This is a genomic window from Candidatus Poribacteria bacterium, assembly GCA_026702755.1.
In the GTDB taxonomy this organism is placed as follows: domain Bacteria; phylum Poribacteria; class WGA-4E; order WGA-4E; family WGA-3G; genus WGA-3G.
In genome coordinates, this window is record JAPPBX010000032.1 from 1 (window position 1) to 26,695 (window position 26,695).

A 26,695-nucleotide genomic window follows, 5' to 3' on the forward strand; every position below is an offset into this window, starting at 1 on the left:
CACGCATCAAACTCAACAAATTATATCCAGCAATATAAATGTGACAGACTACTAGAAGCAGCATTTGCCCAAGAATCTATTTATGAACAAATTCGAGAGGAACTTGAGCGGTTAGACAAATTAGAGTTAGAAATCAAGTCGAAGCAACAACTGGCTCGGCAAGATCAGGAAAGGCACGCTGCTTATGAACGAAACAAAGTAGAGACCAATCAGAAGAGACAACAACTCGCTCAAGTTTCGCAAGAAAAAGATTCTATTTTTGAACAACTTAGAGTAGTGGTTAATCAGTTAAAAGCAGCGAGCTCGGAACAACAAGCGTCGCAGATTGAAAAAAATCGCAGACAACTCGTGCGAGGCTTTCGGAAGCGAAAATGTATTCGCGGCAAACTTATAAAGGAAATTAGTCGGTTAAAAGAAGTAAAATCCGAACTGGAAGAGGAAACCGGGCATGCAGGACAGCAGCTTTCGTTTGAAGAAAATGAGGTGTGTCCGGCTTATGTACAGATTCAATTAGAAATTGACGAATTGAAAACAGAAAAATCTAAGATTGAAGCGAAAATTGGACATCAAATTTTTCTGCGTTTACCGTAAGTGAATCAAATTTTCGTGCAATGTTGAGTATGCTTAACAAAATAACCTTGTGATAATTCGGTAATAGATAGTCAAAAGCAAGACTACTATTCGTGCTTTGAATACGTGAATCCCCCGATAAGCTACACGAGAAGTTTATGAAGCAGAATGTAATTCCATCAATTACCCCTATACTAAAAACATAAGGAGAACGAATGATTTCATTATCAGAACGGAGTCAAAATGTAACGCCATCGTCCACTTTGGCGATCACCGCGAAAATCAACGCGCTGATCGCTGATGGCGTAGATGTCGTCAAATTCGGTGCAGGCGAACCCGATTTTGACACACCCGATTATATCAAAGACGCTGCAATCGCCGCACTCAATGCGGGGTTCACGAAATATACCCCTGTTCCCGGCACACCGGAACTCCGGGAGGCAATCACCGAGAAGTTCAAACGGGACAATGGGTTAAGTTACAGCGCATCGGAGGTCATCGTCTCCTGCGGTGCTAAGCATACCATCTATAACATCTTTCAAGCGATCTGCGATCCGGGCGATGAAGTCATTTTCGCCGCACCGTATTGGGTGAGTTATCCAGAACAGATCAAACTCGCAGGGGCAGTGCCGCGCGTCATTGAGACAACGCCAGCACAAAACTTCTGCATGGCACCCGATCAGGTCGAAGCAGCGATAACCGCAAAGACGAAGGCGATTCTCGTCAACAGTCCGAGCAACCCGACCGGCACAACCTATGACTTGGAAACACTCAAGGCAATCGCTGATCTCGCCGTCAAACACCAAATCTACCTCATCTCGGATGAAATTTATGAGGCACTCCTCTACGACGGTGCGACACATCAGAGTCCGGCTTCGTTCAACGAGGAGACGAAAGCGATTACCTTTGTTGTCAACGGTGTTTCTAAAGCCTACTCGATGACAGGATGGCGGATTGGGTATACCGCCGGTCCCGAAGATGTGATCTCAGCAATGTCGCGTATCCAATCGCACAGCACCTCAAACCCGACATCCATTGCCCAGAAAGCCGCCGTTGTCGCATTGAACGAACCGCAGGATGCCGTTGAAGAGATGCGGAAAGCGTTTGAGGAACGCCGAGATGTGATCTGTCAGCGTTTTGACGATATTGATGGGATTAGTTATGCCAGACCGCAGGGCGCGTTCTACATCTTTCCCGATTTTTCTGAACACTACGGCAGAACAATCGACGGACAAAAGATTGAGAACTCAATGGATATAACTGATTATCTGCTCAATTCAGCAGGTGTCGGTGTTGTGCCGGGTGATGGTTTCGGTGCCGACAATCATTTGCGTCTCTCCTTCGCCACATCGTTGACGGAGATTAATCGAGGCTTAGATCGGATTAAAGAGGCGTTAAAGTAAGGTTAACGCCTTGAGGATCGGATGGGCACAGCGGAAACGCTATTTCTACAAGTAATAGCCCCAATAGGCAGGAGATATTATCGTGGCAGAACAGACGACCCCAAATCTCGTCTTCGTCATCACGGACGACCAAGGATACGGCGATTTAGGATGCACCGGAAACCCCGTTATCAACACACCCAATTTGGATGCACTCGCAGCAGAAAGCGTGCAACTACAGAATCTACACGTCGGTCCCACCTGTTCACCGACACGAGCGGGGATTATGACAGGGCACTATTGCAACTCCACCGGCGTGTGGCATACCATCGGCGGACGCTCACTCCTTCGCAGCGACGAAGTTACGATGGCAGATATCTTCCGGCGCAACGGCTATAAGACGGGTATGTTCGGGAAATGGCATCTCGGTGACAACTATCCCTTCCGTCCACACGACAGAGGCTTCGACGAAGCACTCTACCACGGCGGCGGTGGTATCAGTCAAACACCGGACTATTGGGGCAACGACTATTTCGACGACACCTATTTCCGCAACGGTTCGGAACAACCTTTTGATGGCTACTGCACCGATGTCTGGTTCCAAGAAGCGATGGCGTTTATTGAGAGGCAGGCTGAAAAGGGTGAGAACCGCCCATTCTTCTGTTATCTCTCCACTAACGCGCCGCACGGTCCGTTCCGTGTTCCGGATGCTTACGGTGAGGTTTACAGACGGAAGGGTGTAGAAGGTGACCGTGCGAATTTCTGGGGTATGATAACCAATATCGACGACAATATGGCACGGATGCGGCACCATCTCCGGGTTTTGGGGCTTGAGGAAAACACTATCCTTATCTTCATGACCGACAACGGATCCGCGGCTGGATGTGACTTGGATGCGCAGCAGTTCGTTAGGGCGGGTTACAATGCGGGGATGCGCGGTAAAAAAGGGTCGCCGTATGAAGGCGGGCATCGCGTGCCGCTGTTCATGCATTGGCCCGGCGGTGGCTTCACTGAAAAACACGAAGTGCATGAACTCACTGCGAACATTGATCTACTCCCGACGCTGATAGACCTCTGCGATCTTGAAGTTTCCTCAAATGCGCACTTCCACGGCACCAGCATCGCACCGTTGCTGAGAAACGAAACGGAAGCGTGGGAGGAACGGGTTATCGTCACCGATTCGCAGCGCGTTGAAAATCCGATTAAGTGGAAAGACAGTGCGACGATGTCCCAACGGTGGCGGCTCATCAACGGCACCGAACTCTACGATATACAGGCGGATCCCGGGCAACAGCACGATGTCGCCGATGAACACCCAGAAGTCGTTTCGGAACTCCGTGAGCATTATGAAGCGTGGTGGAAACTGGTTTCGGAGCGGTTTGATGAGGACTGTCCGATTGTCATCGGGACACAGAACGAACCTGTTACATGCATCACGACACATGACTGGCACGGGGAAGCACACGCATGGAATCAGGGGATGATCCGTCGAGGCATGGAATGTAACGGCTATTGGGCGATTGAGGTGCCTGAAGACGGGGCGTACAGCTTCGAGTTGCGTCGGTGGCCCCTTGCCGAGGACAGAGCGATCACAGATGGCATTCCCGGTGAACACATTGATCTCTACAACGGTGGTAAGGCTCTGGCATTAACAGCAGCGAAAATCCGCATTGGGGACCAGACTTCGACAAAAGCGATTCCACCAGATGCGAAAGGCGTAACGTTTACGTTTAACCTCACCGCCGGTCAGACGCGCATGCATACCGAGTTCTCCGACGAAACCGGGGAATTAGCAATTGGAGCGTATTACGTGTATGCGAAACGGGTGATTTGAGAAACGTGGCTTACTCATAGACAGGAGAGGTTGCGACGCGGGAAAATAGGCGGGCGAGTTCATCTGTTGACACGCCGAGGTGCTCTTCAAGGTCTTTTTGCGTCAAGCCAAGTTGTTGGACACCGAGGCTCTCTTCAAATTCTTCCTGCGTCAAGCCAAAATCACGGTATCCCTGAATGATGGTTTTCAGATACCACTTTGAAGGTGCCTCAAAATCCTTCACATACTCCTCTCTCATTCTGTAAAACATGACATCGTCTTGGTAATACTTGCCGTAGTAGTCGGGGTAGCCTTCGTAGGTATCAAGTGCCTCTTCGTGGTCCTCTGTAATTCTCCAAAGCCCACCGTGGACTGTACACCCTTCCGCACGGATAATATCGGCGTGGTATTTAAAAACAAGGCGGAAACCCTCAAGCCGAAACTTTCCTATATCAGCGACACCCGGACACCTTTGCTGCATCTGTGAGAGGTTCATGTTGGAGCCGTAAGCAAAGTATCTCATAGACTTGTTTTCTTGCGAGGTGAGGTCCCCCTGCCAAACAGAGGGACGTTAAAAAATTGCTACTGCGATTTCAATCTTCCCCACAGCACAGGAAGTTTACCTGACGGTTCAACAGCAAAAGCGGTAAACATGATACCGTCATTCATAATACCTTGAACTTCATCTTCGGTGAGTCCGTCGTTGAAGAGACCGACCTCGTCCATAATAGTGGCGGAGAGGAAACCTACACCTTTATCCGTAGCAAGCCATGCCGTCTGATCCTGATCTTGGAGTTGGAACTTCGGCACCTTTTGTGAGACTTTCTCTTCACCGTTGACGTAGATTTTACAGGTTTCTCCATCGTAGACATTGGCGACGTGATACCATGTTCCCGCCTTAACAGTCACGCCACTGGTAACATTCCAAGTGTTCGTCCAACTGCGAAGGGTGTTTGGTCCTTCTTTGTAAGGCACATAGCGGTTGTTACTCTGATCCCATATCGAGAAATAGTTCTGCTGACCTGCGATGTCGGTAAAATTTATCCACAGGATGAAGGTCACTTTATCCTCGATGATGCCTTTACCGAGCGGAATGGTGACTGTCCCACCCTTTTTAATTTCAAGAGCACCATCGACCTTCCCTTTCTCCCATTTCGAGTTCGTAATCGTGCCTTTACGTCCATTCTCGGACGCGTCTTCGGCGACATCGCCCTTGCCTTCGTCCAATAACCAAATACCGACGATCCTATCCGGATCAATTTCGGCGTGGCTATAACCGACGATGAGACCTAACGCGAGCATCGCGCAGACAAATATCTTTATTCTCATGAGGTTTACGCTCCTTTTTCGCTATACGGAGTGTTATGACCACAGAAATGTGATCGGTATGTTAATTGCATTAGACTTATCAAGCGCATTACAAGTTTAATCCGATTTTCAAACTGTGAGTCCGTTTGTAGTCGTGCGATTCATCACACGCAGGGATCCTGACCTTGGTAGGCGATGTTTCCTAACCTCGCCCTTTTCCAGCGCGTAGGTTGGGTTGAACGTGAACGTACTAAAAATCGCCCATAGAAAATGATTTTCAAACTTCATCAAGAAACCTAAAACCGCTGAAAGGCAAGTGAAACCCAACGCATTCTCACACCTATGGCACTTAGATTGTTGGGTTTCGCTGGGTCTATACCAACAAGGTATTGAAAAATGGAACCCTACGTGTAGACGAGAAGGATTTTTACCTCTTACCGCTCAACCCAATCTACATTTGTTACCTTGGATTGGAAAAATTACCGAGATATCGCGACGGGGAGGTCGCTTCTACAGAGGAACCAAACCCGCCAATTTAATTTGACAAAGAATCGAGATTAGGATATACTATAATTGCTTGCCGGGATGCTGAAATTGGTAGACAGGCTAGGTTCAGGGTCTAGTGTGCATTATGCGCGTAAGGGTTCGAGTCCCTTTCCCGGCATCCGATCACAAACGTAACGTACCTCGCCGCTTTCACCGTCTTATTAACAATAATTACTATCGTTTTTTGTAAAGGATTGGAGCGTGTTATGTATTATTTAGATGCCAAACGAATTGCAGATCAGGAAAGACAGCGTGCCGAACAAGAGAGACAGCGTGCCGAACAAGAGAGACAGCGCGCCGAACGGGCAGAACAACGTGCCGAACAGGCAGAACGGCTTTTAGAAGAGGCGAAAAAGAACAAGTCTTAACCAAAGGTGTTCATTTTCGTTCGTGTGGGGCATTTTCTTGCCTATAGACAGAAGATAGAAATTGTCATTCTCTTTGCAATGTTTCTGGTACCAACCATAAGAAAATGCTCACCGCGAGATAACCGATGCCCCCCAATGCGAAGCCGGAATAACTCAATCCGAATAGATCGGCAAGATTGCCAACAATAACCGGACCCGCGGAACCCCCGAAATCTCCCGTAAGTCGCCACAGACCTAAGAACTCACCAGTCCCTTCGTGGGGTGCCAAATCCGCGCCGAGGGTCATCATCGTCCCCGAAGCGATACCGTTACCCATCCGCATGAAAATTGCCGTCAGCAATAACGTCGTAAATGTTCCTGTAAAGGGCATCAACACCATCCCTGTGGCAAAAATGCAAACCCCCGGCACCGTCGCATATCTCCGACCGAACCGATCCATTGTATGTCCCGCAATTGGAAACATTGACATATCTATTGCTGAGGAAACCATAACGACCGTGCGAACCTGTTGCGTTGTTAGTCCGACAACCTCGTCGCCATAGAGCGGAATAATGATATTACATCCGCGGCGCAGCGTCTGGACGCACACCTGTCCCACGCCCGCAGTCGCGAGCAGTCGCGCATGCTGACGCGAGATTTCAAGAAGATGTTTTAGATAAGGGGGTTTCTTCTCGGTGGTTTCAGTTGTGGGACGACGCGTCTTTGGAATAAAGAAAAAACAGAGGATAAAATTCAACGCGACAACGGCGGTGTAGATGAAAAAAGGGAGCCGTAGGTTCACGCCGAGGAAGATGGCACAGAACTGTCCCGCGAAGGTGCCCATCCGATTTACGCCACCGAACAACGCAATCGCTCTTCCGCGATTCCCGATCGGAATAACATCTGTCATATACGCGTGCCGGGCGAGCATCCATAATGCGTTTCCGACACCGCCCACCAATTGGGCACCGATGAGTTGGAAGAAATTTGTGGCTGTACCCATCCCCACAGTTGACAACCCTATCATCACCAAACCGAGCAACATTGACGATTTGCGACCGAGCCGTTCCACCAAAACGCCTGCCGGGATATTGCCTAAAACACCAACAGCGAGGACAACCGTCGTCAAGGTATAGGATAACTCAAACGATTTGACATAAATCGAAAGCGTTGGTGAGACAATGCCTCCGCCTGTCGCCAGCAAAAATGCTGGAATGTAGATGGGTAGAATCAACGAAACTCGGCTAAATTTGGGGTTATTCAACTTTGGATAACTTTCAACATGGATAGTTTTTTAGCACGCCTTATTTTCCAAAAACAGTGAGCAAAGCGTCCAGATAGCACGTATGGGTAGCCTCGTCAAATAGGACGAACTGAATAGTTGTTGGCACAGTGTTGTTCTGGAGCATAAGTTCTTTCACCGCAGTCAGTGCGACGACTGCTGCCTTCTCTGTTGGGTATCCATAGATACCGGTACTAATAGAAGGAAAAGCAATACTCTGAACACCATTTTCCGCAGCAAGTTGGAGACTCTCCTGATAACAACTCGCAAGCAATTCCGCTTCACCCGAATCGCCACCCTCCCAAACAGGTCCCACCGTGTGAATCACATATTTCGCGTGAAGATTGCCGCCCGGTGTAATAACCGCTTTTCCGGTAGGACAACCGCCTTCACGCGAACGAATTTCCGCACAGGCTTGCTCAATTGCATCACCACCCGCGCGACGGATTGCGCCGTCTACACCGCCACCACCGACAAGTGCACTGTTCGCAGCGTTCACGATAGCATCGACTTGTGCTTTGGTTATATCGCCCTGTATGAGTTCCAGATTCGTTTCTGCAATTTGTGTTTGCATTCGATGATCTCCTTATCTTTCATCGATTTCTCTGAACAAAACCCGCCTTGTGCAGCTCCTGTAAAATGAAAGGTTCTATCGGCATATCGCTTTTGAGTTGCGCGTAGCCAATTCCTTGGTTGGTACAGAAGCGTTGCAAGGTGTTGCAAAATGTCTGCTGTTGATTCTGATATTGCGCGAGCGTCTCGGCATTAATTGTAATGGCTTTTGTTTCACCCGTCTCGGCATCTTCTACCAGCCAGTCTCTTCCCACCGTCCCGCTTTCTAAGTATGCCTGTGGGGTTATCTCCTCCAGACTCACCAGATGAATCGCGAAGGGCGAGAAGCCGCGTCCTGTGAGCAATTTGAAACCCTGTTCGTAGCCACCCGGATCCAAAAAATCGGAAAGAATGACGACCGTGCAAGGGTGCCGTTGATACATCGGCAGCTGCTTAAGACACTCCGTCAGTCGCGTTTGTCCGTTTGCTTCGATTGCCGTAAGCGAGTTTGTGAGACGAGAGAATTGCAATGTTCCTGATGCTGGTGGTAGCACCGCAGAAAGCCGTTCAGCGCAAGTGTAGATTGCGACACTGTCAGCATGCCCTAACGCGATATAACCCAACGCTGCGGTAATCTGTTTGGCACACACTAACTTGGTCGGCGAGCCAAATTCCATAGACTGACTATTGTCAACGAGTAGGACGAGTGGCAGCCCCTCGTCAGCATGGAAGAGCTTAATAAAGAGTCTACCCAAGCGTGCATAAATGTTCCAATCGACATGCCGCAGGTCGTCACCGGGTTCATAGACACGATAATCGGCAAATTCCATTCCTACACCACGGTTCGGACTGCGCCGCTCACCTTTGAATCGACTTCGGAATGCGCGTTTCGCACGGATGTAGAAGGGTTCAAGTTGTTTGAGGAATTGTGGTGTCAGCATTATCTGTATAGGGGTGTGTTGTACGACAGAACGAGGCAGCTTCTTCTTGTAGGAGCGAGCTCTGCTAGCGACTTCATTGGATCCCTAAATCCGTTTTATAGTAAAACCTACAATTAATTAGACATTGTAGAAAGGCGAGGTTACAAACCTCGCCAGCGGTGGTGAGGTGTTTTGTGTTTTCCAAAGTGCCCTTTTATTTTCAGGTTTTACTATAGACTTCAATAAAATGTTTGACACAATTATCGGAAATAGGTTTACACAATATGAATTGCTCAGCTGCAAACGACAAAGCCTGTCAACGTCATCACAAACGGTCGATCGTCTTCCGGTAGCGGGCTTCCATCTCAGGACCCTGAGCCTGCAAGTATTCCTGCTCTGATCGGCGCGCCGCTGCGGTTGAAGGAAGGGAAGGAATCTCAATGTCCGCCGTGCTAATCTGGTCGTTGCCCCATTTGTATGCGACAATCTCACCTTTGTTGATGATGAGATTCATGCCGACGTTTGCTTCCACAATCGGCACGCCGTTTTCACGCGCTCTGGCGAGCACCGTCTGATTCTGTGCCTTACCCTTTGAGCCGTAGGAGGGAATCAGAAGGAATCGCGCGCCGTCCAAAACCAGCGTCCGTGCAATCAGTGGATTCCACCGGTCATTGCAGATTAAGATACCAGCGCGTCCGAAAGGGGTATCAAACGCGCGAATCGTCTCGCCGATGCAATTGAAGTTCCACGATGGATGCGTACCTTCCGCAAACTGTGTTTTATGATACGTGCCGCATATCTCGCCATTGGTATCAATAAATACAGCGGAATTGTAGACAGCGGAGGTGCCACACCGTTCAGCGAAACCGAAACAGAGGCACGTCTTGAGTTGTCGGGCAAGCCGACGGAATCGATGGATATACGCGCCATCAAGCGGTTCTGCGATGTCGAGCATCGCCTCTGATGTGGCTCTGCCTTCAATGACATCCATAACGACGTAGCCTTCCAAAACACCCTCGGTCGCCAAAATCAACTGTGGGTTATCTTTGGCGGCTTCAACGAAGAAAGCCTCCAATTTTTCAGCGTTGGAGGCTTTATCCCATTTGATAGGTTTGAGCGAAATTGCGGAGACTTTGACTGACTGGTACATGTTTCACCTACATGCTCCGAAAGCCCTTATTCCCGCTGGCAAGGTTAGAGAACCCCGCCCGCGGGAGTGTAAAAGATATTGTAAGATAGATCGTCTATTTCGGGTAAGCGGTATCGAGACCGAGAATTACATAAGCGGTCACGAGTCTCGGATCTGCTTCCATCCAGCGACTTTGCTCATTTACCCAAAACCCATCGGGCTTCTGCAACTCGATCATTTTTTCTGCGAACTCTCGGTACCAATCATGTGTAATACCCTTCGAGTCTACAAAGGTTGAATCCCCATAAAGTCGCAATGCCTTCGCCATTGTGTGATAGTGATAATATAACCCTTGCGCGCCCATGCCGTAGTTTTCTTCAAGTGTGAAATGCTCTTTTATCCACCTGAAAGCCGCTTGCACGCGTTCATCGTCCTTATCAACATTCGCGTAGATGAAACTCAACAACCCGGCGTAAGTCATACTGGCATAGGAACGCGGGCTGCCTGCAGCATCCGTACCGGCTTTGCTTTCACCATCAGGCGAATAGATGAAACCGCCATCGTTGCCTGACCACGACTGATCGTTGCTTTCACTCCGATTCTGCGTGCGTTCCAGAAACTTAATCGCCTTGTCCCACACCTCTTGGTCGTCGGAACCGCTCTCTTTGAGTGCTTGGATGGCAATGTTCAGATTGGACAAGTCTTTCACCTCTTGACGGCTGCCGTAGCCGATTCCGCCGTGATAGACGCTCTCTTCGTCTAAGACTTGTAGGTTCTTCAAGAAACCTTGCGCCTTTTCAATGATAGAGGCATACTCAGGATTACCGGTTGAAGAAAGTGCCATCACCGCGATGGAGGTATTGTAATTCGGCAGGGCAGGCTGCATATCAACATCGTAGATGCCACCGTTCGACTGTTGCAGCGCAACTAACCGCTGAAGTCCCTTTTGGATAAACGGATGCTCTGCCTCCGTGTATTTGTTCTCTGGATGCCGCAAAAAAGCGGTGAGCACAAGTGCCGTTATGCCTGGATGATTGGCGAATAACCCGTCTTCGGCTTGCTGTCCTTTCAGCCACTCTAATCCCTTGTCAATGCTTGCGATAACCTGCTCGTTTAATTCGTGGTATTCGGATGCGTCTGTTTCATGATTCGCTGTTATACCGTTCTGCACAACAGCAAACATAAGGAACAGTATCAATATAAATCCACGCTGCGTTTTCATTTTCATTTTTTCTCCCTCCCGACAAGTCGTCTATTAGTAGGGGTAGGTCTTGTTCCTACCCCACACCCTTGGATTAGTATTTATAATAGCAAATACAATGCCAACGCTGAAAGTCTGTTTTTGCGCTAATTCTCGGAATTCAAGGAGCAATTGTGTCAAAAAATGAACGCTATTGTCCATAATCTGAACAATTGAAATGTTTTGTCTTTTCATTTAGGAACCCTTCTATATCCGCACCGTCTCTCCACTATCCGCAGACTGCATCGCCGCGTCATAGACCTGCATGACTTTGCGAATCTCTTCAGGTTTGACGACCAATTCCTCGCCTTTGTTCAGCACATCGGCGATGTTCTGATAGTAAGACTTCCACGTCGTCTGGATGCTTTCGACGACGAGTTCCCTATCCTCACCACCCGCCTCGGTCCAAACTCTGGCATAGTTTTCAGGATCCTGTTGTGCGGCATCAATATTACCCTCCCGCATCGGGCCCTCCTGTGGGTCCAAGCCGGACTTGATTAAGCCGCCCAGGTCCCCGACGATATACCAACGCGGTTTCTCCGCTTTGGAAAGGTTACCAATCTCAATCTGATACCGGACATCGTTTTCAAACTTAATGATGAGGTTGGCGTAGTTACCGATATCTGTGTCCCATCTTGAATTGTAATGAACGTCACAGAACACAGATTCAACAGGTGCGGTCACGAGTTGTAACGCCTGATCGACGAAGTGTGCGGGCCAATCGTAAAGGATACCGCCACTCTGACGTTTAACCCCACGCCAACCGCCCGGCGCGCCGTATCGCATAATCGCGACTTGGAAGAGGTAAGGCGTTCCGAGCAAACCGTCGTCAATAATCTTTCTAACCGTGTTATAATCCCAATCCCATCTACGATTGTGAAAGACGCTGAGCAGGACATCGTTCCGTTGACTTGCCGCAATCATCGCGTCCGCTTCGTCGGTATTCATCGCCATGATTTTGTCCGTCACGACGTGCTTCCCTGCATCCATCGCTTTGATGGAGAGTTCGGCGTGCGTGTCGTGTGGTGTAGCTAACACGACGAGGTCAACCGCCTCATCCGCGATGACTTCATCAATTGTTTGGTAGATCTGTACATTTGGATATGCCGCGCGTGCTGCTTCACGCCGTTCGGTATCTCGTGTCGCGATGGCGTAAAGATTCAATCCATCTGCCAAGCCGACAAGATAGGAATGAAAAGCGCGTCCAGCATAACCGTAGCCGATAACGGCGGTATTTATCATAAACAGAAATTCTCCTTAAAAGAAAGTTTGAAAGTGTACTAAAGTTACAACAACTTTCCAACTTTATAGACTTTCGTACACTTCGCAACTTTTTATTTTTCTGTTTGTAGGAAGGGTTTTCAACCCCGATTCTCAACGGTTGTTTTTTTGATCGTTCAGCGTCCAATCGTAGTCCAAGTAGCGGAACTTAACATCCGTCGATGCCAGAAATTCTGCGTCTTCAGGCGGCAGATAATCGCTGAGGAAATCCGCTACACCCTCGTAGCCCTCTTTAAAATCATCTTTATACCACTTGAAAATTTTCGAGAGGTAGACACGCCGTTCCGCGCGGTCAATCCGAACCTGTTCAGGATCCTGAATAAAATTGAGCGTTGCGGTCTCAAGACGCTCCTCAATCGTCTCGGCAGTATAAACACGGTTCCACAAAGGCGGGCAGCTGCTTGACGCACACACAAGTACGAAGTGAACCCGGGGATCCACAAACTCCGTGCGGATGATGTCGTGTTCAATTTCATTGAGCGTATAAGTTTTACCGGCAACTTGAAACTTCAGCCGAGAGAAAAATCCGTTGAAAAGTTTAACCTTCCGGACACTCATTATGGGATAGTGGTCAATGACACCTTTGACGACAAGTGCATTGTAGGCGTTAACCCAAAACGCCAACTGTGCATTATAGGACAATGCCGCAGGGTCCGCAACAGCCAGTAGGTCCAGATACGCCTCCAATTTTTCAGGGTTGGCCTTCAATTTTGCATAATCGACTTGTTGCCTTTCATCAACATGCTCCTGCAAAACCTGATCAAATAGATCGTGGGAAAATGGGACATCACCTGTCGGTTGTGAGGTGCGTAAATCCACCTCAACTCGGAAATGATAGAGGAAGAGCACACCGCACACAGATAAAAGCAAGAGGCATACAATTAGGATTCGATTCTTCATTCAGTGATGCCCTCATGCATACTGTTCCAACACGTCTCGGTCAATCTCAATTCCCAATCCGGGTGCCTGCGGAACGTCAACATATCCATCAACGGCATTTATCGGTTGCCGCGCCAACGCCGTACGGAGACGATTCTCGGTCATATCAAACTCCAAAAGCGAGGGGATCGGATTGAGTGCTTGTGGTGCATCCGGGAGTGTGGCTTGCCAGTGCAGCGTCGCAGCGAGGCGGATGCTACCACCCCACATGTGCGGCAATACTCGAACATAGTTGGCGCTCGCCATGGCAGCGATCTTCCGACATTCCGTGAAACCGCCTGCGATGCTCAGATCCGGTTGCACAATATCCAACCCACGTTGCTGGAGGAGGTCGCGGAATGCCCAACGTCCCATCAATATCTCGCCGCCAGCGATTCTCACCTTCAGTGCGTGCCGAATCTCCCGATAGCCTGCGACATCGTCACTGGTGATCGGTTCCTCATACCAGAAGAGGTCGTAATCCAAAAGTTTCTGTCCAACGTCGATCGCTGTTCCGACATCGTAGCCACAATTCGCATCGACAGCGAAAAGGGTTTCATCTCCGATGGCGCGTCGGACTGCAGCGACGTTCTCCACATCGTAAGCCTCGCCGAAACCGATCTTCATCTTGACTGCGGGGAACCCGGCATCAACATACCCTTTCGCCTCATCCATCAATGTTTGGGTTATGTCGGGTTTGTCTTTTTTGAAAAGTCCGCTCGCGTAGGCGGGGATCTTCATTCGGAACGCGCCACCGAGCAGTTGATAGATCGGCATATCTAGTGCCTTGCCCATGATGTCCCACAGGGCGATGTCGATACCGCTCAAGGCACCGATATTCCCGCGCATTGCTTCCCATATCCGCTCTGTTTCAAATGGCGACTGTCCAATCAGATGTGTTTCGATTGCTGCGGCGGATGGAAGGCTGACACCCTCGCCCCAACCGGTAATTCCGGCATCCGTGCTGATCTCAACAACGACGGCAGATCGAGTGCTCGTCCAACCGCGCGAATTCGCAAAGGGTTCAACGAGAGGATAGCGTAGATTGTAGGTTTTAACGTCGGTGATTTTCATAGTTTCAGTGTTTGTCGGTGTGATTTTAAACTGTAATGTCTCTTCGCTATTATTTCTATTCTATCATAATCTATACATTTTTTGCAGGAAAATAACTCATTAAGGTCACTTACCCCCATTTTTTTTGTAGAGTAGTCTGTCGTTGATATTGTTAGGTTTGTATGTGAGAAAAGCAGTCATCATCTGTAAAGTCAGAATGGATCGCCTCTACTGTGTCTGTGGGTGAAAAAGGAAATAAGAAAATGCTGGTTCCATAAATCCGTGAGAACGCGTTTGATAACAGTAATAACAGAAAAAGTTTTTCTATTATTACTGTTATATGCCTTCTGCCAATGTGTAGAGGCAACTTTTTCATAACAGATAAAAAGCAATCCATAGGCCAAACAGGCAGCCACCCAAAGGACCTCAAGACGTTCTTGTGTCGGTTTTTTCAAGATGAGTTTTCCAAATCCGAAGCGGGACTTTATATCTCGGAAACCGTGTTCAATCTGCATGCGGCGTTTGTAGCAGTGATGTATCTGATGCCCAGAGAGGTGATCTGAGATCAGATACATCGGGTCTTTAAACGCCTCGTCTCTGATGATATAAAGTTGGAGGGGTATCTGCTCGTGCGTCTGATAAAGGATGTGCGGATACCAGCCATCTTCTAAGTCATCAAGTTTCTTCGGACTACCGGCAAGCGTAATACCAACATGCCTCGGAACACGCATCACGAACACGATATCCCGCCCCTTGAGAAACTTGATGACGTGTCGCGCACGCGCAAAACCACGGTCAAACACCAGAACAGGACGTTGCTGATGCTTCGATACCACCCCTAAAGCCTCTTGATACACAAACTCACAGAAGTATTGGATGATCTCATTATGACTTTTATAGATACCATCGCGGATCTGCTGATCGTTATAGATGAACCAAAACACAGGGATCGCACGATGCCGAAACGGGATCGCAACCACAAGTGCCTTCCATCCAGCAATGAGTTTCGTCTCATCAACGAGCAAATACAGATGATCGTTGCCTGCCTTGCAACACCAACTGACAACCGACACAAACCAAGCTGCCTTGAGCGCATCAATAGGCAACGGCGTTTCAAGGAAACGCAGAAATCTTTTCTGTTTCGACTTCTCCCGGACAACAACGACAGGCAAGCGCGACGCAATCTCATTGATCCGAAACGTTTGCGCAACACTGATTGCAATCAAGACGAACAGCAGATTACGGAAACTCGGTTTTTTCAGACCAACAGACTTGAATATCTCTTGAAAACGTGTTATCATGGTTTGTGGATTTACCCGTTTCGGGTATCTCTTTTTCATAAAATACCTCCTTACATGTTTTGTCAACTCCGTTTACAAACGGTTGCTGTAAGGAGGTATTTTATCATAAACCTACTCAGTTGCTCACACTTTTAACAACAAAAACCTTTCACTACAAACCTTCAGAAAAAAATGGGGGTAAGTGACCACTATAAACTACCTTGAAAATTTTCTAAGCGACATGCTATAATACTAATCCTATTTCCATCTAATAATTTATCCATAACGTGGTCTTTTATAAGGAATACTATGAACGGAAACATTCAAAAACTGATCCAATCACAGGCACGAAAGGCGAAATCGGCGATGCGGATTTTATCGCGAAGCTCCGCCGATGTCCGAAATCATGCCCTCTTAGCGATGGCTGAGAGTCTACAGAATTCCAAAGATGAAATTCAGGCAGCAAATCGCATTGATCTCGAAAATGGCGAAAAGACTGGAGTCCCCGCACCTCTCATGCAACGCCTGTTGTTAGATGATAAAAAAATAGAACGGATGGTAGACAATCTCCGCCAAGTCGCTGCACTTCCCGATCCGATTGGCGCGGTGATCAGCATGGGCGAGCGACCGAATGGACTTAAAATCGGCACAGTCCGCGTGCCTATTGGTGTTGTCGGTGTCGTTTACGAGTCACGACCTGATGTGACCGTGGAAGTATCAGCACTCTGCATCAAATCTGGAAATGGGGTTATCCTCCGGGGCGGCTCCGAAGCCATTATCTCCAACGCGACGCTCGCGGATATCCTTAGTAACACTGCCGCCGCAGAAGGCGTTCCAGATGCCATCCAGTTCGTTAACACGACCGACCGACAAGCGGTTTACGAACTCATCCGTCTACCAGAATACGTTGATCTCGTTATTCCACGTGGGAGTAACGAATTCGTTCAGAAGTTGATGAAAGAATCTGATGTCCCAGTTCTCGGACATGCCGACGGCATTTGTCATATCTATGTTGACGAAGCCGCTGACCTTGATATGGCAAATAGGATTTGCATGAATGCGAAGGTTGGCTACAAGGTCGCGGTCTGCAACGCTGTAGAGACACTCCTTGTCCACAGCGATGCTGCTGAGAAATTTCTTCCTACTTTCTGTGATAAGTTGCAGGGCGCGGATGTTGAAATCCGCGGATGTGAACGGACACAACAGATTTATCCCGCTGCAAAACCAGCTACCGAAGAAGATTGGCGCACAGAATACCTCGACTATATCCTATCCATTCGCGTGGTGGACGATATAGACGCGGCGATTGAACACATAGAAACTTATGGTTCGCACCACTCAGACGCGATTATCACCGAAAGTTATAGCGCATCGCAGCGTTTTCTCAAAGAGGTGGATTCGGCGGCAGTCTATGTCAACGCCAGTACTGTCTTTACCGACGGTTATGAGTTTGGATTGGGTGCCGAGGTCGGCATTAGCACGCAGAAACTCCATTCCCGCGGTCCAATGGGACTTGAAGGATTGACGACTTACAAATATGTCGTCTATGGAGACGGTCAGGTGCGTGAGTAAAGGCATGATCGTTGCTCTATCCGAATAACGCCTCCCAAACAGAACCTTCTATCCTCAAAAATGTACTTATTATCACACCTCTCAGCCTGATTGGACGTGCGGGGACGTTTCTCATCTACGTTGTACTCGCCAATTGGTTTGGCGATCCGGCGGAGATGGATTTTATTTACTATTACTGGGGCATCGCCATATTCCTTATCGAGCTGCTCAGTGCTGCCTCCGCCTACTCTGTGCTCGTCCCCTTGTTAGCTGAAGCCCGTGCGAAAAGCGAAATTGAGGCGCAACGCTGTGTCCTATCAATTTTTTCTCGCTATATCGTGGTAATGCCCGTGCTTTGCTGCTTTCTCGTTGCCATTTCGTGGGCAATCTCTCAGTTGTTTTTGTCAAATGCAGGGCTTACATTAGTTGCCGCAATCGGTATTGTCTGTGGATTCCTCTGCTTCACTATTATCGCTGCAATCCGCTGGATGCTCAAGGCGATTTTAGACACCTATCAAGCATTTCATCTGCCGGTCATTGTGCAAGGGATCCGCGCTGTCCTTGTCATTGGCATTATCTACTTATGCAAGCCGTCTATGATTTGGTTTAGCATTCCGCTTGCGCTAATCATTGGTGAACTCTTCCAAGTGGTTGTGTTGTTTCGGCGATGCTGTGTTATTCTTAATCTACCCGTGCGTCACCTAAGATTCAATTGGCAACCGACTGCATACACAATACAGTTTCTAAGACAATGCTTCCTTATGATGGGTGCGGCAATCTCCGACGGACTAAACCCTGTTGTTGATAGAAGTATGGCGAGCACGTTAGGGGCAAGTTCCGTCTCAAAACTGGATTATGCCCTCCGTCTCTGTGCAATCCCTGAAACACTTACGGGTGTAACGCTCCCCGTCCTACTTTCGCACTGGGCAAAAATATCCTCAACCGATTCGCAATCTGAAAACAATTCAGCTGCCAATGGGACTCAGTTACAGCGAAGCGTCTGGCAGAGCATTATAGCCCTACTGGTGCTGATGGTGCCGTTCCTGATAGGTTTCTACCTTTTCCGTACGGACATCGTCGCGTTATTGTATGGACACGGCGAATTGTCTGAGGCGGGACAGTTCCATATTGCTTCGCTGCTCGGCATCTATTTGTTAGGAATGCTCCCACGTTTAATCAGCAGGCTGCTAATTCGCGCACATCTCGCACGTCAAGCACACAGAACCGTTTTCATGGCGACTCTTATCAGACTTATCCTCAATCCGTTTCTCAATTGGATTTTCATGCGGTATTGGGGGTTAGAGGGCATCGCGTGGTCAACAGCGTTGTTGTCTTATCCGATTTTTGCGTATATTGCGATTGCGTTTTGGCAGCGGAGCTGAATGGGCTGAACTTTGGCATCATCTTCCAGATAATCTGACGTAAGACCTCTCACACGAAGCGTCCTCATTCTGCGCATACGAGTAATCCCATCTACATTTCAACACCACAAATGAAACCCAACATCTGGACGAATCGTTTAGTATGCAGGTGTTGGGTTTTATAAGGAATACTATTATGGAAAAAATAAAATTAAAAATTAATGATAGGTCTTGTCAACATTGCGTCAAAACGGGGATAGATGCCTTGACGGAGCTTGAAGGCATTCAGCGTGCGGAGATGGACCCGCGCAAAGGCGAGGCAGTTGTGCATTTTGATCCCTTACGCATCACGACTGCCAACGTCATGAAGGTCATATCGAAAATAGGTTTTGAAGCAGTGGGAAAACCGGATCTTTATCGTTAAGATTAAACAGAAAAGTCAAAGGCGCGAGGCTTGCCCAACGGGTACTAAATTTGAGCGAAACGTTCTGGATAATTTGAGGTGATACCTTGGACACCGAATTCCTTCATTTCGCGCATGCGAGTAAGGTCATCTACAGTCCAAGACCACAAGGCAACCCCACGGCGTTGAACTTCATAAGCGAATTCCGCTGTAATCAGTTGATGATTGACGTTTAGCAGGCTGCTACCGAGCTCCCCTAATTGCTGGCACAGATGAATAGGAGACAGATGTTTATTGTGATTCCCAATGAGCCATCCTATTGGGATACGGGGTTCTAATGCACGGATAGTTTGTAAGACCGTGGTGTGAAAGGAAATAACAACGGCGAGATCTAACGTATCTGTCTTATGAATTTTTGCGACAACTGCTTCGGCTATCAGTGGATCTTTGATTTCCAGGACAGCAATTGTCTCCCTTGCGATGCATTCTAATGCCTCTTCAAGCGTCGGTACCGGTTCACCTGCAAATTCAGCATCAAACCATTCTCCAGCATCCGCACGCTTAATCGTTTCTAAGGTGGCTTGGTTGACGCTTCCGCGGAGGTTAGTCGTTCGGTCCAAGGTGGAATCGTGTATCACGACGGCCTCACCGTCGGCAGTCCCGTGCAGATCGAGTTCTACGGCATCTACACCGATTTCAAGGGCTTTTTTAAAAGCTGATACCGTATTCTCTGGAGCAGTTCCCGATGCTCCACGGTGTGCAATCCGAATCCATGGATGCATGATTTTCATCTCCTATGGCAATCGGGAGGTCGCTCCTGCCTGTTATTCATTATTGCTCTGTTTAATCTTCTTTATGAGTGTAGTCCGACTCATCCCAAGCAGTTCCGCTGTCTTGCTGTGATTGCCCGAAAATTCATCTAACACCAGTTCAATGAGTGCCTTATCCAACAACGCGACAACTTCTTCGTAAAGTCCCCGTCTTTCTTGTGTGATAGCCTCTTTTGTAATGTCTTGTAAAACGGATTTGAGAGAGGTTTCCAAGTATGAAGTGCCGGTAGGATCAATCTGCTGACCTGTTCGGATCTCTGGCGGTAGGTCGTCCGGAAGAACCACGTCTGCACGGCAGAGCGTCGCTGCGCTTCGGATGCAGTTCTCCAACTCCCGGACGTTGCCGGGCCATGAGTAGTCTTGCAGCAATTTCATTCCTTCCTCAGAGATGCCGCGGATCGGTTTACCGAGTTCTTCCTGTATGAGTTGCAAGAAATGTGTAACGAGTAACGGAATATCCTCTTGACGCTCCCGTAATGGGGGAAGATGGAGTGCTATACGTTTGAAACGGTAGTAAAGATCCTCGCGAAACTGCCCTCGCTTCACCATTTCGCCAAGTTCCTGATTCGTGGCAGCGATAACTCGGACATCCACTTTAAGCTGCCGGGTTCCGCCCAATCGCTCAATTTCTTGTGTTTGCAAAGCGCGGAGCAATTTCATCTGTGATGTTGGTGTCATATTACCGACTTCATCAAGGAAAAGCGTACCACCGTTAGCCAACTCAAATCGTCCGGGTTTCCCTTCTTTCTTCGCATCTGTGAACGCTCCGGCTTCATAGCCAAATAGCTCGCTCTCCAAGAGTTCATCTGGTAGGGCACCGCAATCGACCGGAACGAATGGGGCATCCTTCCGGGTACTGCCTGTGTGAATTGCGCGTGCAACCAGATCTTTACCCGTCCCCGTTTCACCTTCAATCAGAACAGTCATCGTATTGCTTGCCATGATACCGATGAGTTTGTAGATTTCGCGCATCTGGCTGCTCTTTCCAACCAACCGGTGCCCGCTCTGCTCTGTTGGCGATTCATCTGCTGCTTCCACAGGCAAAGTGCTACGGACGGATTGTGTACGAAAGGCGCGCTCTAATACGCTCTTGACAATATCCAGATCAATCGGTTTCGGGACGAAATCGAACGCTTGCAGGCGCATTGCTTCTATTGTCGTTTCCACATCGTCATAAGCCGTGATGATAACCACAATTACCCACGGATGGTTGGCTTTAATTTCGCCTAACGCTTCCAGACCACTCATCCCCGGTAATTTCACATCAAGCAAGACGACATCCGGCTTATCAGCTGCAATGCGACGCAAGCCTTCTTCAGCATTATTCGCAATGCTCGGACGATAGCCTTCGCTCTCCAGGAATTGCTCGAATGCCCAACAGATTTTTTCGTCGTCGTCAATTACCAATACATTTTTCATCTTTTTAATTATGTGCTTCTTCTCATCGCTCCACTACGTTTTGCGGCGTACTCGCCCATAAGCGATCTGCTTCGCGATGGTCTTTGGTTAAGTCTAACCTTTTGTAAATGATGAGCAGGTCATAGTACCCATACGCTAAAGCGTGGGGTAACCTGTGTTTCATGGCAATTAGCGTTTCCGAAGAAACATCTTACTTCTGCTCCACAGAGGCAGCTAAGCCCACCCGTAAAATGTAATAGAACAGGGACCGGATTCAATTATTAAGAGTTCGCTTTCCACCTTCTATTGATAATAGAAAATTTTTACCGTCATCGCTCATTTCGTTGTTGGCTTCTTCCGCTTTTTCCTCTAATTTCCGCTTGAGAACCGGATAAGAATCCACGATTGGAACTTCACTGAGGGATGTCAAAGCCGGTTTTTGTCCTTCCGCTCTTTGCGTTGCTTCAGCGAGTCGCTCATTTTTTTTAGCAACGTGTGCTGCGTCTCGCGCTTTGAAATCTGGGAGTACTCGTTCAGCAAACAGTTCCAACGATTCACAGATATCCTCATGACGGTTCTCGCCCGCCTGTTGAATGAAGACGACTTGGTCCACGCCAGCATCTTCCATTATCTCTAAGTGTTCACGGACCTGGTCTGGTGTGCCAATACCTGCTCTACCTTCAGCTGGATCCTGTGTTGTTTGTCTATAAAGCTGCCAAATATCCGTTTCCCCTGGTATTTGCGAGCCATTATGATAGTAATGCGCGAGCGCAAATCGGAAAAAGCGTAAACCGTCTAAACCGCGGGCAACGGCAGTTTCTTCATTATTATGACATGAAAACCCTGACACCATGGCGATGTTCGGATTCACCCGCTGCGTCAGGGGTTCACACTCCTTCTCAAAAATTTCATAATACTCTTCTACCCAGAATTTCGCTTCCTCCGCATCGACGAATGCGAAGGTTAATGCACCGAGTCCATATTTGGCAGCATATCGAAGACTGTCGCGGCTGGAACACGCTACCCACGGTGGTGGATGTGGTGTCTGCAGTGGTTTTGGCACGACGTTACGGGGTGGCATCGAAAAGTACTGTCCATTATAGCCTGAATAAGGCGATTGTATCATCATTTTCGCCGTTTCACGTGTGCATTCTGCCCACATCTCGCGTTTACATTTCGGGTCAACGTTAAATCCACCAAGTTCTATATGTGAGGCAGATTCTCCCGTTCCCCATTCCACACGTCCATTTGAGACCAAGTCGAGTGTGGCAATGCGTTCAGCGACGCGCGCCGGGTGATTGTATGCTGGAGGCATCAGCACGATCCCATGTCCTAACCGAATTTGTGTTGTCCGCTGGCTACACGCTGCGAGAAATACCTCCGGTGCTGATGAGTGTGAATACTCCTCAAGGAAATGGTGTTCAACTTCCCAGATATAGTCAAATCCGAGTGTGTCAGCCAGTTCTACCTGCACTAACGCATCTTGAAAGAGTTTATGTTCTGCACCGTCCTGCCATGGGCGTGGAATCTGATGTTCATAAAACAGCCCAAATTTCATCTTTTAATTTTACCTTGCGGTTAAATAACGTGAATCTGAAATTTAACGTCCTTTTATCGAATCCGCTCTCCATTTCATTACGAGCTACGATCCTGAAGAAAATCCATGAAAACGCACAACCTAACAGATTATGCTACAAGTGCCCTGAAATCACTCTATCTGCTACTACGTTACGGTATCGAGTGTTTGCATTTCTTCATCGGTCAATTGCCACTCGAAAACATCTAAATTTTCGCGTAAATGCGGTACGGAACCCGATTTTGGAATTGTGATGATGTTCTGCTGGACTAACCACCGTAATGCAACTTGCGCTGCAGTCTTTCCGTGTGCTTCTCCGATGCTACGCAGAACTGTATCGTTGGCAAGATTTCCGACAGCCAAAGGGCGGTGCGCTGTCATCACTATATCGCGCGCGTGGCAATAGTCTCGCAAATCCGATCGGTTTCTGCGTACATGGTACTCCACCTGATTCGTGCAAATCGGGAGTTCAGAGACCTCACACGCTTCTTCAACCTGAGCAATGCTAAAGTTACTGATGCCGATGCTTTTCACCTGACCCGCGTCGTAAAGCTTTTGGAATGCATCAAAAGTTTCAGTGACCGGAACAGAGCCGCTCGGATGGTGAATCAATAATAGATCAACGTAATCCATTTGCAAATCGCTGAGGCATTCCTCAAATTGGGCGAGGACCTCGGCATACTTGAGATGGGTGTGCCAGATTTTAGTGGTGAGGAACACCTCCTCACGATCAATGTCGGTATCGCGGAGTGCCTTCCCAATCTCGCGCTGGTTTTGGTACATCCATGCCGTGTCAATATGCGTATAGCCTAAAGCGATGGCTTCTTTAACGATACGCTCGCACTGCCTGCCTTTTAGCTGCCAGGTTCCTAAACCGAATATAGGCGTTTCATGTCCTGATGCAAGTTTGATGTTTTTCATAATACATTCATAATATATGATTCCGAAAAAAAAGTCAAGTGGTAAGAGAAGATTCCGCTGATTCCACGATTACCTTTTGACCCTGTTGCGAAGATATTATACAATTCCATATAAGCACAGCGGCGTTAGCAGCTTTTTCTCAAAAAAGTCAAAAAAAGTTGACAAACCCATAGAGATGGTGTATACTATTAATAACACTCGCGGTCGAGTGGTGGAATCGGTAGACACAACGGACTTAAAATCCGTCGCCTGTAAAAAGGTGTGAGGGTTCAAGTCCCTCCTCGACCATGATTTAGGACCTCGTCCAAAGGCAGCCTAACATAGGCGAAACTGAACAGAAGGTCCGTAGTTAAAAACTTGCCGCAGGGTAGAGCAGCCAGGTAGCTCGTCGGGCTCATAACCCGGAGGACGGGGGTTCAAATCCCCCCCCTGCAATCTTCTTGAACGCTTTCGTGTTTTTCAGAAAAAACACAGTTAGATTCAGGAAACCCCACAACTGAGGCATTTTTCCCTTTGTAGATTCCATATCCGACCCTGCTTTTCTGTGCTGCTGCACTCGGAGGTTTTATGGTCATGTCCGATAAGTTATCCGAAATTTTTGCGGCTAATTATCCGCGAGAGAATACTGTCTGTTTACCGCCCGGGGCAGTTGCCCGACTTGAAAGAGGCGGTATATCTGATGTCGCTGTATCACCAGACGAAAATCTGACCGCTGTAGCATCCCGCCTTGGTGTATGGCTCTATGATGCCCACACCAAAGACTTCGTGTCGTTAATGGCTGTTGAAGGGACCGGACTCCTTTCAAAAGTTGTTTTTTCGCCTGATGGCACCCGAATCGCTGCCGGAGATTGGGACGGTAAAACAACACTATGGGATATCAATACTGAGACAGCCCTTGTCACCTACACCCATAAAGATTACGTGACTTCAATTACATTTTCTCCCAATGGTAAATTTATCGCTATCAGCAGTAGGGACGCGACGGCAACACTCTGGGATGTTGAGACCGGAACCGCCTGTTTTACCATTACGCATCAAGGCTCAGTGACTTCAACAGTTTTCTCGCCAGATGGTACGCTTTTAGCGACCAGTAGCAGCGACGCGACGGCGACACTCTGGGATATTGACACAGAAGAAATCCGCTGGACTTTCACACATGAAAAACAAGAGAAATCTGTGACATTCGACTCAGGGCATGTTGAGACTTTCAACAGAGGTGGCATAGGGAACATCGCTTTTTCTCCAGATGGAAAGCATTTTGCGACCGCCGGTCAGTATATGGATTATTCCTCAGCACTCTGGGACGTTGAGACTGGAGAGCAACTTTGGTGTGTTACCCATGAAAAACAGATTGATGCTGTTGCGTTTTCTCCGGATGGTACGTCCATGGCAACATACCATGAGGACGACACCGTCAGCGTGTTGTGTGTTGCAGATGGCATCCTGATACCGCGTGCTATTCACGCGGAGAAGTGGCGAAAAATAAACAGAAACCTATCTATAGATCATGATGAAGATGGCTGGGGCCGAAGGGTTCGATTTTCACCGGATGGAAAACACCTTGCAGAACTTAAAATGGCAGGCAATTCGCTTATATTGTGGGATGTCAACACTGGTGAAAAAATCAAGGAGTTTGACGAAGTTAGTGGAGCGGCGCGGACCCTTGTATTTTCTACAGCGGGGCATTGCCTTGGGGTGAGTTGTACCCCTTACCCACAATATGATACCGTTGAATTATGGGATGAGGAAAAGCGCGCCAGTTTCACGCATGGCGGGCTTGTTGATACCGTCGCGATGTCACCGGATGGGACGTTTTTAGCGACGGGTGACAGGGATAAAACGGTCAAACTTTGGCATGTAGAGACGCAGCAATGCTTTCAAACCCTATCGGGGCATATAGGGGGCATCGTATCCCTCGCGTTCTCACCTGATGGAACCCTCTTGGTCAGTGGGGGTGGTGAAAACTGGGAAACGCAAACACACGCAGATGGTACAACTTTCATTTTTTCTGCTGGCGGTAGCCCGGTTGACAGAACTGCAAGGGTATGGGAAGTTGCTACAGGGGAAAATATTGCTACACTTGAAAGTTCTTGGATAGTCAGAGGAACCGCGTTTTCGCCTGATGGAAGGTGCCTCGCGACAGGTACAACCAAAAGTGTTACTTTGTGGTGTACAAAGACGTGGCAACCCATGGCTACGCTTGATACGGTCAGCTTTGAGTCCTTCGCGTTTTCACCCGACGGCAGCCAACTCGTTATCGGCGGAACGTGGCCGGAGCAGCAAATTCAGATCTGGGATGTAGAAACTCGGGAGCTTATCGGTGAGTTGTCAGGGCATAAAAGCGACGTTGAATCTCTTGCCTTTTCACCGGATAGTCGCCTGCTTGCGAGCGGTGGGTTTGATGGGCTTATCTATTTGTGGGATATGACCCCTTATTTTTAGTATATCCAACATGATACCTAACCGGATTGTCTCATATTGGTCCAGTATAAAACAAGCGCATTGTAATTTGTTAATGTTTCTACAGTTTGGACAATTTCTGTGAGGTGCATGACTTGTTTTCAAAGCGTTTCTGATTTTTCTCAACATTCCTCACGCCAATCCAACCTAGAGAAAAATAAATTCGGATGCACCGATGCGCAGCCCCAGCGGGGCGAAATTTCTATAGAAACGCCATACCGCCCTAAGATCCAAGCCCTAGCCGGGCGAAATGTGTATTGTTTAAAATTGTCCAAAGTTTAGTAATGTTAGGGTAATTTTGTCGTCCGCGCTCCTAAAGTTACGTCATTTGGGGCACACCTCTCTCGGATCTTTAGTATTAAAAATACAGAAAAAACGATCTTCTGAACATTGCTATTTTCCCGTGTTAGTTATTAGGATAAATCCAAATTTCGCCGGCTTTCTCCGCGAGTTCATTCCCCCTTTTGGTGATGGCGGCGATATTCCATTCTTCTACATCTCTTAGGCTTTGATTTAAATGAGGGTGTTTCATAAATCATTAATATTCTATCGAAAGACAGTTTTAATGTGTGTG

At 48.2% G+C, this 26,695-nt stretch carries 25 protein-coding genes and 3 tRNA genes; 11 read left to right on the top strand and 17 right to left on the bottom strand.

Features of this window, described 5'->3' with window-relative positions:
* The 3 genes from OXH39_06195 to OXH39_06205 all read left to right on the top strand — a co-directional run.
* Positions 1-591 (top strand): hypothetical protein (locus OXH39_06195; GenBank protein ID MCY3550034.1); only part of this gene is annotated, 591 nt, incomplete at its 5' end.
* A gap of 194 nt (positions 592-785) precedes the next feature.
* The gene (locus tag OXH39_06200) at positions 786-1,973 is read left to right on the top strand and encodes a pyridoxal phosphate-dependent aminotransferase (GenBank protein MCY3550035.1); all 1,188 of its coding nucleotides are present in this window, start codon (positions 786-788) and stop codon (positions 1,971-1,973) included.
* 82 nt (positions 1,974-2,055) lie between these two features.
* A complete protein-coding gene (locus OXH39_06205) occupies positions 2,056-3,786 on the top strand; it encodes an arylsulfatase (GenBank protein ID MCY3550036.1) in 1,731 nt (576 codons plus the stop codon).
* A gap of 10 nt (positions 3,787-3,796) precedes the next feature.
* Here the strand turns inward: OXH39_06205 and OXH39_06210 are convergent, their stop codons facing one another.
* A complete protein-coding gene (locus tag OXH39_06210; GenBank protein ID MCY3550037.1) occupies positions 3,797-4,288 on the bottom strand; it encodes a gamma-glutamylcyclotransferase in 492 nt (163 codons plus the stop codon).
* Between the two features lie 59 nt (positions 4,289-4,347).
* Positions 4,348-5,094, bottom strand: a complete 747-nt coding sequence (locus OXH39_06215; GenBank protein MCY3550038.1) for a LamG domain-containing protein — start codon at positions 5,092-5,094, stop codon at positions 4,348-4,350.
* 558 nt (positions 5,095-5,652) lie between these two features.
* Here OXH39_06215 and OXH39_06220 point away from each other — a divergent pair.
* Both OXH39_06220 and OXH39_06225 read left to right on the top strand, forming a co-directional pair.
* A tRNA-Leu gene (locus tag OXH39_06220) sits at positions 5,653-5,737 on the top strand.
* 88 nt (positions 5,738-5,825) lie between these two features.
* Entirely contained in the window at positions 5,826-5,987 is a 162-nt protein-coding gene (locus OXH39_06225; protein MCY3550039.1) for a hypothetical protein, read from the top strand.
* 64 nt (positions 5,988-6,051) lie between these two features.
* Here the strand turns inward: OXH39_06225 and OXH39_06230 are convergent, their stop codons facing one another.
* The 10 genes from OXH39_06230 to OXH39_06275 all read right to left on the bottom strand — a co-directional run bounded on the left by OXH39_06230 (position 6,052) and on the right by OXH39_06275 (position 15,681).
* Entirely contained in the window at positions 6,052-7,230 is a 1,179-nt protein-coding gene (locus OXH39_06230; GenBank protein MCY3550040.1) for an MFS transporter, read from the bottom strand.
* 40 nt (positions 7,231-7,270) lie between these two features.
* Entirely contained in the window at positions 7,271-7,822 is a 552-nt protein-coding gene (locus OXH39_06235) for an O-acetyl-ADP-ribose deacetylase (GenBank protein ID MCY3550041.1), read from the bottom strand.
* A gap of 19 nt (positions 7,823-7,841) precedes the next feature.
* A complete protein-coding gene (locus OXH39_06240) occupies positions 7,842-8,741 on the bottom strand; it encodes a DUF58 domain-containing protein (GenBank protein ID MCY3550042.1) in 900 nt (299 codons plus the stop codon).
* A 304-nt stretch (positions 8,742-9,045) separates the two neighbouring features.
* The gene (locus tag OXH39_06245; GenBank protein ID MCY3550043.1) at positions 9,046-9,870 is read right to left on the bottom strand and encodes a carbon-nitrogen hydrolase family protein; all 825 of its coding nucleotides are present in this window, start codon (positions 9,868-9,870) and stop codon (positions 9,046-9,048) included.
* 94 nt (positions 9,871-9,964) lie between these two features.
* The gene (locus OXH39_06250) at positions 9,965-11,077 is read right to left on the bottom strand and encodes a terpene cyclase/mutase family protein (GenBank protein ID MCY3550044.1); all 1,113 of its coding nucleotides are present in this window, start codon (positions 11,075-11,077) and stop codon (positions 9,965-9,967) included.
* 27 nt (positions 11,078-11,104) lie between these two features.
* On the bottom strand, positions 11,105-11,284 hold the full coding sequence (locus OXH39_06255) for a hypothetical protein (GenBank protein ID MCY3550045.1): 180 nt from the start codon (positions 11,282-11,284) through the stop codon (positions 11,105-11,107).
* A gap of 12 nt (positions 11,285-11,296) precedes the next feature.
* Entirely contained in the window at positions 11,297-12,331 is a 1,035-nt protein-coding gene (locus tag OXH39_06260) for a Gfo/Idh/MocA family oxidoreductase (GenBank protein ID MCY3550046.1), read from the bottom strand.
* Positions 12,332-12,463: 132 nt separating this feature from the next.
* Positions 12,464-13,270: a DUF547 domain-containing protein gene (locus OXH39_06265; protein MCY3550047.1), complete on the bottom strand. Its 807-nt coding sequence runs from the start codon at positions 13,268-13,270 to the stop codon at positions 12,464-12,466.
* A 12-nt stretch (positions 13,271-13,282) separates the two neighbouring features.
* Complete coding sequence (locus OXH39_06270; protein ID MCY3550048.1) at positions 13,283-14,362, bottom strand: mandelate racemase/muconate lactonizing enzyme family protein; 1,080 nt, start codon at positions 14,360-14,362, stop codon at positions 13,283-13,285.
* 191 nt (positions 14,363-14,553) lie between these two features.
* Positions 14,554-15,681 (bottom strand): transposase, encoded by a 1,128-nt coding sequence (locus OXH39_06275; protein ID MCY3550049.1) that lies wholly within the window; start codon positions 15,679-15,681, stop codon positions 14,554-14,556.
* Positions 15,682-15,930: 249 nt separating this feature from the next.
* Between OXH39_06275 and OXH39_06280 the strand changes: the two genes are divergently transcribed.
* The 3 genes from OXH39_06280 to OXH39_06290 all read left to right on the top strand — a co-directional run bounded on the left by OXH39_06280 (position 15,931) and on the right by OXH39_06290 (position 18,957).
* Entirely contained in the window at positions 15,931-17,193 is a 1,263-nt protein-coding gene (locus tag OXH39_06280) for a glutamate-5-semialdehyde dehydrogenase (GenBank protein ID MCY3550050.1), read from the top strand.
* Positions 17,194-17,204: 11 nt separating this feature from the next.
* Positions 17,205-18,554, top strand: coding sequence for a hypothetical protein (locus OXH39_06285; GenBank protein ID MCY3550051.1), 1,350 nt, complete (start codon positions 17,205-17,207; stop codon positions 18,552-18,554).
* Positions 18,555-18,729: 175 nt separating this feature from the next.
* Entirely contained in the window at positions 18,730-18,957 is a 228-nt protein-coding gene (locus OXH39_06290; GenBank protein MCY3550052.1) for a heavy-metal-associated domain-containing protein, read from the top strand.
* A gap of 44 nt (positions 18,958-19,001) precedes the next feature.
* On the opposite strand, the gene OXH39_06295 is transcribed toward OXH39_06290, so the two are convergent.
* The 5 genes from OXH39_06295 to OXH39_06315 form a co-directional block, all read right to left on the bottom strand.
* On the bottom strand, positions 19,002-19,718 hold the full coding sequence (locus OXH39_06295) for a glycerophosphodiester phosphodiesterase family protein (protein MCY3550053.1): 717 nt from the start codon (positions 19,716-19,718) through the stop codon (positions 19,002-19,004).
* Between the two features lie 42 nt (positions 19,719-19,760).
* On the bottom strand, positions 19,761-21,185 hold the full coding sequence (locus tag OXH39_06300) for a sigma-54 dependent transcriptional regulator (protein ID MCY3550054.1): 1,425 nt from the start codon (positions 21,183-21,185) through the stop codon (positions 19,761-19,763).
* A 22-nt stretch (positions 21,186-21,207) separates the two neighbouring features.
* Positions 21,208-21,348: a hypothetical protein gene (locus OXH39_06305; protein MCY3550055.1), complete on the bottom strand. Its 141-nt coding sequence runs from the start codon at positions 21,346-21,348 to the stop codon at positions 21,208-21,210.
* A 90-nt stretch (positions 21,349-21,438) separates the two neighbouring features.
* The gene (locus OXH39_06310; GenBank protein ID MCY3550056.1) at positions 21,439-22,722 is read right to left on the bottom strand and encodes an LLM class flavin-dependent oxidoreductase; all 1,284 of its coding nucleotides are present in this window, start codon (positions 22,720-22,722) and stop codon (positions 21,439-21,441) included.
* Between the two features lie 165 nt (positions 22,723-22,887).
* Complete coding sequence (locus OXH39_06315; GenBank protein MCY3550057.1) at positions 22,888-23,661, bottom strand: aldo/keto reductase; 774 nt, start codon at positions 23,659-23,661, stop codon at positions 22,888-22,890.
* Between the two features lie 202 nt (positions 23,662-23,863).
* Here OXH39_06315 and OXH39_06320 point away from each other — a divergent pair.
* The 3 genes from OXH39_06320 to OXH39_06330 all read left to right on the top strand — a co-directional run bounded on the left by OXH39_06320 (position 23,864) and on the right by OXH39_06330 (position 26,103).
* Positions 23,864-23,949: transfer RNA gene (locus tag OXH39_06320), tRNA-Leu, on the top strand.
* 73 nt (positions 23,950-24,022) lie between these two features.
* A tRNA-Met gene (locus OXH39_06325) sits at positions 24,023-24,096 on the top strand.
* A 138-nt stretch (positions 24,097-24,234) separates the two neighbouring features.
* Positions 24,235-26,103, top strand: a complete 1,869-nt coding sequence (locus OXH39_06330; protein ID MCY3550058.1) for a hypothetical protein — start codon at positions 24,235-24,237, stop codon at positions 26,101-26,103.
* Positions 26,104-26,695: the final 592 nt, after the last annotated feature.